Source organism: Psychrobacillus sp. FSL H8-0483, assembly GCF_038637725.1.
GTDB lineage: Bacteria > Bacillota > Bacilli > Bacillales_A > Planococcaceae > Psychrobacillus.
Genome location: NZ_CP152052.1, coordinates 1,993,129 through 2,007,680 on the forward strand (window position 1 = coordinate 1,993,129; position 14,552 = coordinate 2,007,680).

Here is a 14,552-nt window from a genome sequence, read left to right on the forward strand (position 1 = left end):
ATATGCTTATTACTGTTGGAAGCGAGCGGACTACAGAAGCAACAATCCATCTATGCTGGAAGACATCTGAGCCAATTGTTATCGCGGGGGTCGAACTAAAACCTCATATGAGGGAACGGGGAGCAGCTCATTTACTGTACGGTAGGGGTACAGAGTCACATCATTTAGTTATTGGACTCGGTGAAGTAGCCGGAATTTCTTATGAAATACTGCGAAATGCCGCTGGAGTTGCAGCAAGGACGGTACAAAAGGAAGGCTTCCAAACAGTAGCCGTCCATCTTGAAGCGTTAAATATAATAGAAGAGATTAAGGAAAATGAAAACATAACCTCATGGACGGAAGGTTGGCTGTTAGGATCCTATCAATTCGACCGCTACAAGTCGAAGAAAAAAGTGTTTCCATTAGAGAAGCTACATATTATCAGTACGTCTACAGACGGGGAAGTAGCAGTACAAAAAGGAATAATTCGTGCTGAAGGAACTATGTTAGCACGTGATTTATGCAATGAACCTCCAAATATTCTTCACCCTGAATCACTTGTGGAGTTTGTAGAAACGCATTTTGCAGAACTTCCTGTTGATATTCATATTTATCGAGAGGAAGAACTAGTGAAACAGCAGATGAATGGGTTATTGACAGTTGGACAAGGAAGCAGTTATAAACCAGCGATGATTGAACTGTCTTATGCAACTGATCCTAAGCAGCCACTTATAGTACTTGTTGGTAAAGGGATTACTTTTGATATGGGTGGCATGAATGTAAAGTCGGGCAGAGATATTAGTGATGCTCGTTTCGATATGGGAGGAGCTTGTGCGGTACTTGGAGCGATGGGTATTATTAGTCGATCTGGCATTCAAGCGAATATTACTGCATTGATCGCAACTGCCGATAATATGCCTGATTCGCGCGCATTTGTACCTTCTACAGTTATCACTTATCCGAACGGGTTAACAGTGCAGGTCGGCAATACGGATGCGGAAGGGAGACTTGTGTTAGCGGATGCTTTATTGCTTGCAAATCGTCTTGGCGCTAAGGAAGTAGTGGATATTTGCACGTTGACGGGCAATGTAGGAGAAGCACTTGGCTTAGGCATAGCTGGAGTCTGGGGAGATCAATCTTTTGTAGAGGAATTTGCTTCTATTGGAGAACAAAATGGTGATAGAGTTTGGCCGATGCCATTGATAGATGAATACGAAGAACTGTTACATAGTGATTACGCTGATATGAATAATATGAGCTCCATTCCATATGGCGGTGCGATTGTGGCTGCGCTATTTTTGCGCCGATTTGTGGACCCGTCGATTCGTTGGGCTCATATTGATATGGCCAACACGGTGCAGTCCAAAGGTGATAAAGGCTATTATACAGCAGGTGCAACAGGGTATGGAACTCGTTTGTTAGTTGACTTTGTTCTGAGTAGACAGGAGGAGTTTTTCAAATGATGTTAGAAATTATAGCTACAAGCTTAGCAGATGCGATTGCTGCAGAGAGTGCTGGTGCAGATCGCTTGGAACTATGTTCAGCCTTATCTGAAGGAGGGTTAACGCCGAGTTTAGGGTTGATAGAAGCAGTAGTTCAAGGAGTTGATATTCCGGTTCATGTCATTGTCCGACCGCATAGCCGGACCTTCCAATATGACGAGGAGGATGTAGCTGTCATGCTAACAGATATTCGTCATATTAAGAAGGTCGGAGCTGCAGGTATCGTTATTGGAGCATTAGATGAGGATAATAAAGTGAATACAGGGGTCATTTCGCGTTTATTGATGGAGAGTGGGGATATGAATGTCACTTTCCATCGTGCTTTTGACGAAATCGACGATCAGTTGGAAGCATTAGAAGTAATTGCTACGTTTCCACAGATTCAACGAATTTTAACTTCTGGAGGACAAGCACCTGCACCGGAGTCTGCTGAACAACTGAAAAAGTTAGTCGATAAATCCAAAAATACATCTATCCAAATTTTAGCGGGGAATGGAATGAACCCAGAAACGTTATCAGCCTTAGTTAAGGCAACTGGATTGGAAGAAGTACATTTTGGGTCAGCAGTTCGTACGAATAGAAGCTTTATGTATCCGATTGATGAGGCCGTTATTACAGACATAAAAAGCAATCTTCAGCAATTGAGAAAATAGATTGGGAGAATTCGAGGGATCGGTAATGGAACAGAATATGGAATATATTGTTGGAGTAGATCTTGGTGGGACAAAAATAGCAACGGCATTACTCGATCTCAATGGGAAGATATTGCGAAGAGTGCGCAATGAAACTACTCCCCTTAAAAGTGCAAAGGAAGTGATCGATTGCTTAATACATTCGGTTCATAAAGTTCGTGGCGATATACCTATCACTGGAGTTGGCGTTGCATCACCGGGAGCGGTTGATACAAAACGGGGAATTATTTTGAATGGAGCCAATTTGCCGGAGTGGGTCAATATTCCACTTCGTCAGGAGATGGAAAGTCAGCTAGAGCTCCCTGTTCAAATCGCCAATGATGCAAATGCAGCTGCTTGGGGAGAGTATTATGCAGGAGCTGGAAAAGGTTCTAAAACAATGGCCTATATTACGATTAGTACTGGCATCGGTTCGGGAATCATCTTGGATGGTCGGTTACTGCTTGGTAGCAATGGTTACGCTGGAGAGCTAGGACATACAATGATTGTACAAGATGGGCAACTATGCGGCTGTGGACAGTTAGGTTGTTGGGAAGCATATGCATCAGGTACATCCATTGCACGAATTGCAAAGGAAGCTGCTGAGAAAAAGTTTTCATTGATGACAGAATTAGCGGCGCAAGACGGTACAGTAATTGGGGCAAAGCATCTGTTCAAAGCTGCTAGTCTTGGGGATTCAGTTGCTATTGGCGTGATAGATGAAGCGACCTCTTATATAGCTTCGGGATTGAAGAATGTGATACATACATTTAACCCAGATTGTATTGTAATCGGTGGCGGGGTGAGTCTGGCCGGTGATGATTTATTTGCACCAGTATTGGAGAAAACGAAAAGACTTGTTATGGAACCTTACCGTGAAACGTTCCGTATCGTACCTGCACTGCTAGGCGAGGATGTGGGAGTAGTGGGGGCAGCAACTTTGAGTTTTACTTGATTGGTTGTTAGATCCTTAGTTTCGAATAGTTTCGAAAACTAAGGATTTTTTTGGTTGTTTGAGCAATTGGATAATGAATTGCATCTTTTATCGTATGGATCAATAGGAAGTCTATTCTAATCCGAATCTTTTCGCAGAACGTGCTCGAGCTCGCTCTGCTTCTATTTCTCGATCACGAGGCTCGGCGTTCGTGACGAGTGTGTCGAATAGATGCTGTGTGGCAATAGCTACTTCCTGAACGGCACGATTAAAAGCGTCCTCATTTGCCTGCGAAGGCTTATTGAAACCCGAGACTTTACGCACATACTGAAGTGAAGCAGCATAAATTTCATCATCAGTAGCTGGAGGTTCAAAGTTAAATAATGTTTTTATGTTGCGGCACATGGAGTCCACTCCTTTTGTTGTTTTCTCGATTGTAGCATATTCTTTTTTTATGAGATAATTTAACTAGATAGCCAGAATAATACGAGGAGGGGAATTATGTACATTCCTAAATATTTTAAAGTGACAGATATAAATGAAGTAAGAGAGTTTATTCAACAAAACTCATTTGGAACGATTGTTACAACGAAAAAAGGAAGACCAATTGCCTCTCATTTACCTTTTGGTTTTAGTAAAGTAGGGGATGATTACTATATAAAAGGGCATATGGCTTATGGAAATCCCCAATGGAGAACATTTGAAACGAATGAAGAAGTGCTCATTATGTATCAAGGGCCGCATGCCTATATTTCCTCTTCCTGGTACGCTCATGAAAATGTTCCAACGTGGAATTATCAAGCAGTACATGTATATGGAGCAGCGAGTATTTTAAGTGAAGAAGAATTAAAAGAAGATCTTACACAAATGCTAGAAAAATATGAAAAGCATCGTGAGAATCCAGTTTTATGGGATACGCTTTCTCCAGAAGTTTTAGAAAATGAGCTAAAAGGTGTTGTTGGATTTAAGATTAAAGTAAAAGAAATTCAAGCAGCCTATAAATTAAGTCAGAACCGTAACGAGGAAGATTACCGTCATATCATTGAAAAGCTAAATGAGGAAGAAGACCAAAATGCTCACGAAGTTGCAAATGTGATGAAAAAGAGATTATAAAGTTAATGTTAGAGTACTGGATTCTAGCAAGATTCCAGTACCTTATTAATATACATTTGTGCTAATACTGCTTTTTCAATAAACGATAGGTTACTTGTTGTGTAAGTGGTTGAGTGACAGGTTTTCATATGATTACAAATTGTTTTAGAATCTCGTACCTTTCATGAAAAAAGAGCAGCTGAAAGTGATCCTGTCACTTTTAGCTGCTCTTATGTTTTTAAGGTACTCGTGTAACATAAAGTAATCGGAAACTATAACATCACCGCAAAATTATTTTCCAGGTGATAATTCACTTTCAGTTACCCACTTATGATTTTCACTTTTTCACCCTTAGATGTGTAATCAACCATGTAAACCGTAGTTTGTTCTGCTGAATCAATTGTTGCAACAGCACCATCCATGCCTTCCATATGATTTGCTTCTAATATAAAGCGATCATTAGCGGCAAAAGGTTGTTCCCCAGCTCCTTTGAGTTCCTCATAAATGACCCATTTATGATTAGATACTTTACCTCCACCAGTCGTTGGAGTATAAGTTACAGGATAAACAGTAGTACTGTAAGAACCGACAATTGTCGCTTTAGCCCCGTTCATACCTTGCATATGATCTGTTTTCATATTGCTTGGCTCCCAAGAGGATATGTTGGATTTGATTTTTCTTGTAAGCCTTCAGGTAACTCACCAGAATTTGTGTGATTCATATGTGCCTGTTCTTCTGTGTCTACGTGATTTGTCTGGTGTTCTTTTTGATTATCACCACAAGCGACAAGTTCGAGTGCAGTACTAACGGTTGCAATGCCTATACCGATTTGTTTTTTCATTTTCCATCTTCCTCACATGTATTAATGGGTGTACGTTGAAGACATTTACAAGGTTTGATTATTTAGCTACTACGTAACCATGGCTTTCGATTGCTGCTACAACTTGTGCGACTGCTATTTGTCCTTTGTCGAATACAACAGCTACTTCACCAGATGCTACATTTACTTGAACATCTTCGATACCTTCTAATTTACGGATACTTCCGTCTACTTTGTTTCCGCAGCTACCACATGACATGCCTTGTACGTTTAATGTTACGTTTTCCATAATATAATTGCTCCTTTTAAGTGATTTTGTACAGCAGGGGGGTATATGGACGATAAGAAAATAACAGCATACTTAAACGCATTTGGTAATAGAAGTGATTGGAGTTTTTTTAACAAATAGCTTGGCCCTTTTATCAGATGCAGGTCATATGCTAAGTGATTCTGTTTCATTAGCGATTGCATTAATAGCCTTTATATTAGGTGAAAAGGTTGCAAGTAAAGAGTAAAACATATGGATATAAACGATTTGAAATTTTAGCAGCTGTGCTAAATGGAGTCACATTAATATTGATTGCCTTATTTATCTTTTATGAAGCAATCCAGCGATTTGCTAACCCACCGGAAGTAGCGACAACAGGAATGCTTATTATTAGCAGTGTCGGATTGTCGGTTAATATTCTTGTTGCGTGGATTATGATGCGTGGTGGCGATACAGAAGAAAACTTAAATATGCGAGGAGCATATCTTAGTAGTGACTTTAAAGTAATTTGCTTTAAGATTTTAGCTTTATTATTACAAGACGGACAAACACCATTATTTTCGTTTTTTATTTCTTTTGGATTACTACTACAACAATAAATACTGTTTACGGAAATGTTTTGTTGTACACGCAATTATTTTAATATTTTTCCTGTCGAAGAAGCTAGATGACGGGGAAAAGTTGAAGGGATTTTCTGTTTCTTTCTCAACGAATCGTTTTCAAACTATCTTCTTGCAAATCTAAATTTTGAAATTACTACAACGGGCTTCAAAAGTAATGATTTGTTCATTTTCAGTTTATATAGGCAGTTTATTATGTGTTTATATAAAGAATGGAGGAGTTAATAATGAACCTTGCTTGGAAAGAAATTAAGAAAAACAAAGTAAGATTTTTGATTTTAGGTTCTATTGTGTTTCTTGTTAGTTTACTAACTTTTATTATTTCAGGTTTGGCAAATGGATTATCACAAGACAATGCTGCCCTTATTAAAGATTTACCAGAAGGGCAATTTTATATGAATGAAGATGCAGATGAAACTTATAATCTGTCAAGAATAGATAGCAATATCCAAGATGAAATATTAAACAAACAAAAGGATGCTGTGGCGTTTTCAATTCAAATGGGCTTTTTAAATGATGAGGCTGATAAGCAACAGAGTATTGCCTTTGTGACATCCACCGATTCAAATTTATTTGAAAATGTTAAACACGAGGAAATTATTTTAGATAGCTCATTGAAGGATAAAGGTATAAAGGTTGGAGATACATTAACTAATAATCAATTTAGTGGCAAGTTTGTTGTAAAGGGATTTGTTGATCAAAAAAAATATAGTCATGCTCCTGTCGCTTACATCAGTATGGAGGATTACAAAGAAATTTACCGAGTTGAAGAAATGCAATTAGTTTTCACACCAAAAGGGGATTCTTCACAAGAATTCACTGGGCTACAATCATTTTCAAAGAAAGATTTTCTCAATACCATTCCAAGTTATAGCGCAGAACAGATGTCTTTAAACATGATTGTTTGGTTTTTAGTAGTAATTAGTGGAATGTTGTTTGCAATCTTTTTCTACATGATGAACGTTCAAAAAATTGGTTTATACGGTATTTTAAAAGCAATAGGTTTAAAAACAAGTAGGTTATTCAAAATGATTTGGACGCAGATGGTTGTTATTACAGTAATTTCACTTGTTTTGTCTATTACACTCAGTCAAGTTTTTAATATGATTGCGCCTGAGGGTATGCCTTTTAGTTTAACGCTTAAAACAACTGGGCAATTGTCTATAGTATTCCTGATTATTGGATTTATTGGAGCTACACTCTCAGGAATTCAAATAAAAAAAATCGAACCATTACAAGCGATACAGCAAGGAGAGGTTTAATATGACACTATTTACAATTGATAAAGTTAGAAAATCGTTTACTAATGGTGAAGTAAAGGAAGAAATATTAAAAGGAATTAATCTTTCTCTTAGAGAAGGGGAGATAACAGCATTAGTGGGTGCATCAGGCTCTGGTAAAAGTACACTTCTTACTATAGCTGCGGGACTTCAACCTACATCAGATGGGCAAGTAATATTCGAAGGAAAAAATATGACTACCATGAGTTCAGAGCAAGTTCGAAAAGTACGAGCAAGTAAATTTGGTTTTGTCTTTCAATTTGCACATCTTGTTCCATTTCTTACGGTAGAAGAACAACTAATGCTAATGCTAGATGTTTCTGAATCGAAATTAAAGAAACATGAACAAAAAGAAGAGGTTAATAGATTACTAAAATTAGTTGGGATGGATCATCGGAAAAATGCCTATCCTTCCTCATTGTCAGGTGGGGAGAAACAGCGAGTTGCAATTGCTCGTGCAATAATTCATAAACCTAAAGTTCTCTTCGCAGATGAACCAACGGCAAGTTTAGATTCAAAAAGATCTAAAGATGTTATGTTGTTAATCAAAGATTTAACTAAAACACTTAATATTACTACTTTAATGGTTACACATGATGAAGAAATGCTTTCTTATGCTGATCAAATAATTAAAATGAGCGATGGTCTAATTTTGCAAAATGTAAATTAAATCCTTAAAATTCAGGATATAATTTTGCAAATCTGGAACATTAAGCGTCTATAACAAAAAATTAAATAGCAACTCTTAAGAGCGTTCCACTAGGAGCGTTCTTTTATTTTGGTATTATAATATTCTTTGGATTTTAATACAATTGCGCATAAAAATGCACGCAACTACTCATTTTTATATTTGAATTGTCAAGAAACAAGTATGAAAAGGAGTTATTTTAGATTCATTGACAACAACAAAAAAAACAATAAGATGATATACCTTCTGTTAATTCTCCAAATTTGTTTAGTAATCCAAAAAAATATTATTTATTATCTTTTTGTATATTTTTCTATAAGTTAGACAACATTAACAGTAGTAAATGAAGAATGGAGGGATTAGGATGAAACACAAAAGGAATATTCTTACAATAATGTCTGTTATTTTATCAACAGGTTTACTATTCGGATGCAACGGTGTCGATGAAGATGAGCCGGACCCAACTGAAGAACCTTCAGAGCAGCAAAAAGATAATAATCAATAATTGTTCGTTTATAAACAAAAATTTTTGAATTATAATAACATCGTTCTAAACAGAACGGTGTTTTTTGTTTGATTGGAATCATAGGGGGATGGTTTATCAAAGAATTACTATACTGCTGTAAAACCAATACTTACACTACTAGGAGAGAAACGAGTTAAGCTAGTCGCTCGTGAAGTATCGGATACACATCGGATACATATCCCGATCTAAGTTAGGGCGAAACTCTTAGTTTTTACGAGGGCACTGAAAAATTATAAAGTAGTATTTTTTTTATACTATTTTTTTGCGGAAAATTCACTTTACTTAAAAGGATTTAGCGCGGCGGTATGAGACTCCTGCGGGATAAGCGTTTTTGGCTGCATGGATGGCTAACGGGGACTTTTGTTGAAGAAGGACCACTATGAGTAATCAAACTTTTTTAATGAAAATACAAACTAAATCATAAGAAAAGAATCCATGTTGACTAATCTTTTTTCAAAATGGATTCTTTTTATTTACCCTAATTATAGGTGATCAGGAGGAACTATTGATTAATCATTATTTCGAATGTTACCCCCTAAATTTTGCGAAGTATAGATATTATTTATTCGTCACCGCCATAGCGTAGCATTCGGTATCCAACTCGTATGTGCGTCTGGATATATTTGGGGTTGGCTGGGTTCTCTTCAATTTTCTTACGGAGCGTCGCCATAAAAACACGCAGGCTAGGGACATCCGACTGAAGTACGGTTTGCCACACCTCCTTGAGTAGAAAATTATGTGTCAGAACTTTCCCAACATGCTTTGAGAGCACGACTAACAACTTATACTCAATAGGTGTTAAATGTACTTCCTCTCCACGCACGAATACTGTGTTTGCTAAATAATCAATTTGTAAATTTCCGTTCACAAAAACCGGCTGCTCCTGTTCCAAATTACGCTCGCTCGCACTTCTTCTTAGTGCTACTCGAATACGAGCAAGTAGCTCGTCTACGCTAAAGGGCTTCGTCACGTAATCATCCGCACCAGCATCGAGGGCATTGATTTTATCAGATTCTTCGCCTCGCGCACTTACTACTATGATAGGGGTTTGAGACCAGCTACGGATTTTTTGAATAATGTCAATGCCGTCCATATCCGGTAGACCTAGATCTAGAATAATCACATCTGGCTTCATCGAGAGTGCCTTTTGCAGTGCACTTTGACCATCTTGTGCAATATCGTATTCGTATTGCTGCGTATTTAATGTCATTTTGATCAAGTTACCGATAGCTACATCATCTTCGACCACAAGGATTCGTTTATTCATCGATATTCACAACTCCTTTTTTAAGTGAAAAATTAAAAATTGTACCCAGCGGTTCATTATCCAAAACAGTTAGTTCACTTCCGTGTAATTTTAAGATCGTTTGGCACAATGCTAAACCGAGTCCTAGACCACGCCGGCTGTCACTTCGCTGTACCTTACCTGTTGTAAAAGGTTCAAACAGCATTGCCTTTACTGAATCCTCAATTCCTGGTCCATTATCCACAATGTTAAAGTGCACATAGTTATCCACTTCCTTTGCAGTTAAGATTATCTCGCTACCTGCCGGCGTGTAGGTCAGTGCATTGTCGATAATGTTGATGAGCACCTGAATAATGAGACGTGCATCCATCAATGCCAATAGTAATTCTGGCTCTACATGATAAGAGATTTGGTGCGTATTGTTTATGCGGACGACATGCAAAAGTGCTTCCTGCATAATATCTTCCACAAGTTCTGGCTGTATCTCAATTGCAAGTTTTCCATCATCAAGTCTTGAAACGGCAAGTAAGTTTTCAACCATTTGAACGAGCCATTTAGAGTTGCTATAAATATCGCGGTATAGTTGAGTTTTTTCAGATTCATGAATCTGTTCGCCGCGTGTCAACAATATATCGGCATTTCCTGAAATGCTAGTAAGAGGTGTCCTTAAATCATGGGATATTGCTCGTAAAAGGTTTGCTCGCATTTGTTCAAGCTCTGCTTCTCGAGCAACTTCTTCATTCAACTTCTGTAAATACCATTTATCAAGAGCGAACGAAAAGTCATTGATGACGGCATGTAAAATATGACGTTCAAACGCAGGTAACGGCGATTCTTTTGATAGAGCGATTCCGATAACACCTTTTACATTGCCACCAGATACGAACGGTAAATAGTAGGCTTGTGCTTCTGGAAAGATATCTGTTGACACACCTGCTACGTGCTTATTACTGGCAACCCAGCTCACTATGCCACGCTCGCTTGCATTGTAAAACATTGCTGCCACTTCTTTATTTTCTAAAGTCGTCATACTATCTGTTCGAAAAAAAACAGACTTCACTATCAATTTATTGTCTATTTCAAAGAATTCAACTGGCTTTTCTACTAGTTTTACAATTTGAGACATGCCTTCATTGATGATTTCTTCTATTGACTTTGCGTGTTGTAATTTACGATTTGTTTCTAGCAACACTTCCATTCGATAAGACTTACGAACTGCAACGACAGCCTGCTCCTTTACTTTTCTAGTTAGACTACTTGTAATAAAACCGGAAAGGAACATGATTAAAAACGTCATTGGGTAATCACGGTGGTATGCTTCAAATGAAAACCGTGGCTCGGTAAAGAAAAAGTTGAAGATGAGCACTGCCCCTAGCGAGCTAATGATGCTGACCATCCAACCGGATGTCCATGTTGCAAGTACTAACACGCCTAAAATATAGATGGTGATAATATTCGATTCACTAACTCCGATTGCTAAGAAAAACAGACCAATGAATGATGCCAAACCGAACACGATTGCCATTTTAAGCAAATCCATCCACTCAAACTTTAGCTGAGGCTTTATTTCTGGAAAGCGCATCGGTTCATTGTCTTCATCAGGTACAATATGTATTGCTAAGTTTGGTATAAAGTCATTAAAACGATCGCTTATTTTGGAATTAGGAAGCCACCATTTCTTTTTCATAGCTGTTCTTCCTATTACAAGCTTCGTCACACCGCTTATTTGTGCATAATTCGCAAGCGCTGCTGCTACATCATCTTCCTGTACGATTACTATATGACCACCAAGCTGTTCTGTCAGTTTGATGTGCTGCTGTAGTCGCTCGGAGTTCGCTTCGTTCCGATCATTTGTTTTCACTTTTTGTACATAAAGTGCTGTAAATTTACCATGTAAGGCCTGTGCAAGTCTAGCTGCTGTCCGAATAACTTTTGCATTGGTTGGTGAACTACTGATACCTACCAATATATGCTCCTCTACATGAGCACTTTGGCTGAAAGTGTCGTTCTTTTGTGTCTGTTGATGATAAATTGTGTCTGCAGTTCGGCGTAGTGCGATTTCACGAAGCGCCACCAGATTCTGTTTTCGGAAAAAAAAGTCCATCGCTTTTTCTGCTTGTTTTAAGTGATATATTTTACCTTCTTTTAATCGTTGAATTAAATCGTCTGGTTCAAGATCCACTAGCTTTATTTGTGCTGCATGATCAATTAAGTAATCTGGAATGCGCTCGCGTACCTTCACCCCAGTGATTTCTTCCACCAAATCGTGAAGGCTTTCAATATGCTGGATATTAACAGTCGTATATACATGGATGCCTTTTGCAAGCAATTCTTCCACGTCACCAAAACGTTTTAAGTGGCGCATCGTTGGTACATTTGAATGAGCCAACTCATCAATCAGTACAAGCTCTGGATTACGTTTAAGTACCGCATCGATGTCCAGTTCTACAAAAGTCTTTCCTTTATAGTTTATTTTTCTAGTTGGTATTAGCTCAAGCCCTTCAAGTAAAGCTGCTGTTTCGGGTCGAGGATGTGGTTCTACATAACCGACCACAACATCTGTACCGAGTTTTTTTGCTTGTTGGGCAGCATCTAGCATCGCGTATGTTTTACCTACTCCCGCGGCATATCCAAGAAAAATTTTTAGTCTTCCTACGTTTGCTTCTTTTTCTTCTTGTTTAATCTGTGCTAATAACGCCTCTGGACTTGGACGTGTGTCTTCCATCACCCTTCACCTCTCTTCTATTATAACTCCAATTACCATTAAGACCGCGTAAAGATTTAACCTTTATACCGTCTTAATATAAAACGCTTTTTCCTAACACTACATTAATTTGAATTACATTATGATAAAAACATCCAACAGAGGAAGGGATGATTCAATTGATGGACGTTTATATGATTGGTTTGCTAGTCATTAGTTTTGCTAGTCTTTATGGACTGACAATTTGGTGTTACAAGCAAGTAAATCATTAAGGGGGAAATAGTTATGTGGTTAGGATTGGGGATTATCATCGTATTGCTATTCGGCTATCTAGGTCATGCATTACTTTATCCAGAAAACTATTAACTTGAATCAGTAAATAATAACTGCTGATTCAAGTTAAGCCTCCGGCGGATGTCACAAATTTTGAAAGGAGTTAATTGCGCAAGCGCAATTCAAAATTTGGACGCAATTACGCCGGGGCGTAATTGATAATACCTTTAGGAGGTAGGGAGTATGTGGCAAATAGCCATTGTTTTAGTCATTTATTTACCACTAGTCATTCTAGCTGGTCATTATTTGTATCAGGTGACCATGCAGAAAAAGACGTGGCTCGATCCGGTGTTGAACCGAGTCGATAATGTTATCTACAAATTTTGTGGCATCAAGCAAGCTGATATGACCGGGAAGCAATATGTACTGGCACTGATTCTTTCGAATGCCTTTATGGTATTCATAGGTTACGTCTTATTGCGGATTCAGTCAGCTTCATTTTTAAACCCAAATGGCATTGATAATATGGAAGCGACGCTTTCTTTCAATACAATAATTTCTTTTATGACGAATACAAATCTTCAACATTACAGTGGTGAATCAGGATTAAGTTATTTGTCTCAGATGCTTGTCATCACGTTTATGATGTTTACGTCTGCGGCTACCGGTTATGCAGCGTGCATGGCTTTCTGTAGACGATTAGTGGCGAAGACGGATACACTAGGCAATTTTTTTGTGGACTTTGTACGTGTGATTACACGTGTATTAATGCCAATTTCTATTGTTGTTGCAATGATCTTAGTATCTGAGGGTTCTCCACAAACCCTCAGTTCGAATAAAACCGTACAGACGATAGAGGGCAAAATGCAGGATATCGCTCTTGGACCTATAGCATCTCTAGAATCTATTAAGCATGTAGGTACAAATGGTGGAGGGTTTAACGGGGCCAACTCAACTACTCCGTTTGAAAATCCTACTGTTATTTCAAACATTGTAGAAATGCTTTCTATGATGCTGTTGCCGGGTGCTTGTGTTGTTGCATTTGGCTTAATGGTTGCCCACCGCCGTAAGAAAACGATAATTGGAAAACAAGGATTAGTTATTTTTTCAGCAATGAGTATTCTGTTTCTAATCGGATTGGTTACTTGTTATGTGGCAGAGCGTGCAGGGAACCCGATTATTAGTGAACTTGGCATTACTCAAGATCTTGGCAGTATGGAAGGGAAGGAAATGCGATTTGGCGTCGCACAATCAGCATTGTTCACTACTGTGACAACTGCTTTTACAACAGGCTCAGTCAATAATATGCATGACACCTTAACGCCAATCGGTGGACTTGTACCGATGTTTAATATGATGTTAAACGTTGTGTTTGGAGGCAAGGGGGTCGGCCTAATGAACATGATGATGTATGTACTGTTGACTATTTTCATCGCCTGTCTAATGATTGGTCGAACTCCTCAGTTTTTAGGAAAGAAAATCGAGGAAAAAGAAATGAAGTTAATAGCACTCTGTATACTAATCCACCCTGCAATTATACTAGCGTTTTCAGCGCTTGCTGTGTCAGTAACCGCAGGGGTAGATGGAATCACAAATCCAGGTGCACATGGATTATCGCAAGTATTGTATGAATTTGCGTCTTCCTCAGCAAACAATGGCTCTGGTTTTGAAGGGTTAGCTGATAACTCGACATTTTGGAACGTAACGACTGGCCTGGCGATGTTCTTTGGTCGCTATTTATCTATTATTATTCAACTAGCTATTGTATCACTACTTGCTAAAAAATTATGGCATAGCGATTCAGTAGGGACATTGAAAACAGACAATGCAATGTTTACATTCCTGCTTGTCGCAATTGTACTGATGATTGGCGCTTTAACATTTTTACCTGCACTGGCACTCGGTCCAATTACAGAACATTTACAAATACGTTCTTGACGAGGAGAGAC

At 38.4% G+C, this 14,552-nt stretch carries 12 protein-coding genes and 4 pseudogenes; 10 read left to right on the forward strand and 6 right to left on the reverse strand.

The window, feature by feature from the left end:
• Positions 1–2: 2 nt before the first annotated feature.
• From MHB48_RS09505 to MHB48_RS09515, 3 genes are read left to right on the forward strand one after another with little or no spacing between them, the layout of a single operon-like run.
• Complete coding sequence (locus tag MHB48_RS09505; RefSeq protein ID WP_342601200.1) at positions 3–1,442, forward strand: leucyl aminopeptidase family protein; 1,440 nt, start codon at positions 3–5, stop codon at positions 1,440–1,442.
• Positions 1,439–2,134, forward strand: a complete 696-nt coding sequence (locus MHB48_RS09510) for a copper homeostasis protein CutC (RefSeq protein ID WP_340920505.1) — start codon at positions 1,439–1,441, stop codon at positions 2,132–2,134. Before MHB48_RS09505 ends, MHB48_RS09510 begins: the two co-directional genes overlap by 4 nt.
• Positions 2,135–2,159: 25 nt before the next feature.
• Positions 2,160–3,107: an ROK family protein gene (locus MHB48_RS09515; protein ID WP_342601201.1), complete on the forward strand. Its 948-nt coding sequence runs from the start codon at positions 2,160–2,162 to the stop codon at positions 3,105–3,107.
• Positions 3,108–3,218: 111 nt separating this feature from the next.
• Here MHB48_RS09515 and MHB48_RS09520 read toward each other — a convergent pair whose 3' ends face one another.
• Positions 3,219–3,491, reverse strand: a complete 273-nt coding sequence (locus MHB48_RS09520; RefSeq protein WP_342601202.1) for a DUF2277 domain-containing protein — start codon at positions 3,489–3,491, stop codon at positions 3,219–3,221.
• 96 nt (positions 3,492–3,587) lie between these two features.
• Between MHB48_RS09520 and MHB48_RS09525 the strand changes: the two genes are divergently transcribed.
• Entirely contained in the window at positions 3,588–4,199 is a 612-nt protein-coding gene (locus MHB48_RS09525) for an FMN-binding negative transcriptional regulator (protein ID WP_342601203.1), read from the forward strand.
• A gap of 270 nt (positions 4,200–4,469) precedes the next feature.
• On the opposite strand, the pseudogene MHB48_RS09530 reads toward MHB48_RS09525, so the two are convergent.
• Together MHB48_RS09530 and MHB48_RS09535 are read right to left on the reverse strand one after the other, a co-directional pair.
• Positions 4,470–5,019: pseudogene (locus tag MHB48_RS09530) on the reverse strand (YdhK family protein).
• Positions 5,020–5,077: 58 nt separating this feature from the next.
• The gene (locus tag MHB48_RS09535; RefSeq protein ID WP_342601204.1) at positions 5,078–5,287 is read right to left on the reverse strand and encodes a cation transporter; all 210 of its coding nucleotides are present in this window, start codon (positions 5,285–5,287) and stop codon (positions 5,078–5,080) included.
• Positions 5,288–5,366: 79 nt separating this feature from the next.
• Here MHB48_RS09535 and MHB48_RS09540 point away from each other — a divergent pair.
• Positions 5,367–5,754: pseudogene (locus tag MHB48_RS09540) on the forward strand (cation diffusion facilitator family transporter); the annotation flags it as partial.
• On the opposite strand, the pseudogene MHB48_RS09545 reads toward MHB48_RS09540, so the two are convergent.
• Positions 5,751–5,867, reverse strand: a pseudogene (locus tag MHB48_RS09545) ((2Fe-2S)-binding protein); the annotation flags it as partial. The pseudogenes MHB48_RS09540 and MHB48_RS09545 sit on opposite strands and share 4 nt — an antisense overlap.
• 246 nt (positions 5,868–6,113) lie before the next feature.
• Here MHB48_RS09545 and MHB48_RS09550 point away from each other — a divergent pair.
• The 4 genes and pseudogenes from MHB48_RS09550 to MHB48_RS09565 all read left to right on the forward strand — a co-directional run.
• A complete protein-coding gene (locus MHB48_RS09550; protein WP_342601205.1) occupies positions 6,114–7,148 on the forward strand; it encodes an ABC transporter permease in 1,035 nt (344 codons plus the stop codon).
• A gap of 1 nt (position 7,149) precedes the next feature.
• Positions 7,150–7,836, forward strand: a complete 687-nt coding sequence (locus MHB48_RS09555; RefSeq protein WP_342601206.1) for an ABC transporter ATP-binding protein — start codon at positions 7,150–7,152, stop codon at positions 7,834–7,836.
• A 382-nt stretch (positions 7,837–8,218) separates the two neighbouring features.
• A complete protein-coding gene (locus tag MHB48_RS09560) occupies positions 8,219–8,359 on the forward strand; it encodes a hypothetical protein (protein ID WP_342601207.1) in 141 nt (46 codons plus the stop codon).
• A gap of 84 nt (positions 8,360–8,443) precedes the next feature.
• Positions 8,444–8,551, forward strand: a pseudogene (locus MHB48_RS09565) (hypothetical protein); the annotation flags it as partial.
• 391 nt (positions 8,552–8,942) lie between these two features.
• Here MHB48_RS09565 and MHB48_RS09570 read toward each other — a convergent pair.
• Positions 8,943–9,647: a response regulator transcription factor gene (locus MHB48_RS09570; protein ID WP_342601208.1), complete on the reverse strand. Its 705-nt coding sequence runs from the start codon at positions 9,645–9,647 to the stop codon at positions 8,943–8,945.
• Complete coding sequence (locus MHB48_RS09575; RefSeq protein WP_342601209.1) at positions 9,640–12,351, reverse strand: sensor histidine kinase KdpD; 2,712 nt, start codon at positions 12,349–12,351, stop codon at positions 9,640–9,642. Before MHB48_RS09575 ends, MHB48_RS09570 begins: the two co-directional genes overlap by 8 nt.
• A gap of 495 nt (positions 12,352–12,846) precedes the next feature.
• Between MHB48_RS09575 and kdpA the strand changes: the two genes are divergently transcribed.
• Entirely contained in the window at positions 12,847–14,541 is a 1,695-nt protein-coding gene (kdpA, locus tag MHB48_RS09580; RefSeq protein ID WP_342601210.1) for a potassium-transporting ATPase subunit KdpA, read from the forward strand.
• Positions 14,542–14,552 lie beyond the last annotated feature (11 nt).

What these genes read in the sequence shown, in the direction of transcription:
- MHB48_RS09505 (WP_342601200.1), top strand. Translation starts at nt 3, where the DNA reads ATGCTTATTACTGTTGGAAGCGAGCGGACTACAGAAGCAACAATCCAT.
- MHB48_RS09510 (WP_340920505.1), top strand. Translation starts at nt 1,439, where the DNA reads ATGATGTTAGAAATTATAGCTACAAGCTTAGCAGATGCGATTGCTGCA.
- MHB48_RS09515 (WP_342601201.1), top strand. Translation starts at nt 2,160, where the DNA reads ATGGAACAGAATATGGAATATATTGTTGGAGTAGATCTTGGTGGGACA.
- MHB48_RS09520 (WP_342601202.1), bottom strand. Translation starts at nt 3,491, where the DNA reads ATGTGCCGCAACATAAAAACATTATTTAACTTTGAACCTCCAGCTACT.
- MHB48_RS09525 (WP_342601203.1), top strand. Translation starts at nt 3,588, where the DNA reads ATGTACATTCCTAAATATTTTAAAGTGACAGATATAAATGAAGTAAGA.
- MHB48_RS09535 (WP_342601204.1), bottom strand. Translation starts at nt 5,287, where the DNA reads ATGGAAAACGTAACATTAAACGTACAAGGCATGTCATGTGGTAGCTGC.
- MHB48_RS09550 (WP_342601205.1), top strand. Translation starts at nt 6,114, where the DNA reads ATGAACCTTGCTTGGAAAGAAATTAAGAAAAACAAAGTAAGATTTTTG.
- MHB48_RS09555 (WP_342601206.1), top strand. Translation starts at nt 7,150, where the DNA reads ATGACACTATTTACAATTGATAAAGTTAGAAAATCGTTTACTAATGGT.
- MHB48_RS09560 (WP_342601207.1), top strand. Translation starts at nt 8,219, where the DNA reads ATGAAACACAAAAGGAATATTCTTACAATAATGTCTGTTATTTTATCA.
- MHB48_RS09570 (WP_342601208.1), bottom strand. Translation starts at nt 9,647, where the DNA reads ATGAATAAACGAATCCTTGTGGTCGAAGATGATGTAGCTATCGGTAAC.
- MHB48_RS09575 (WP_342601209.1), bottom strand. Translation starts at nt 12,351, where the DNA reads ATGGAAGACACACGTCCAAGTCCAGAGGCGTTATTAGCACAGATTAAA.
- kdpA (WP_342601210.1), top strand. Translation starts at nt 12,847, where the DNA reads ATGTGGCAAATAGCCATTGTTTTAGTCATTTATTTACCACTAGTCATT.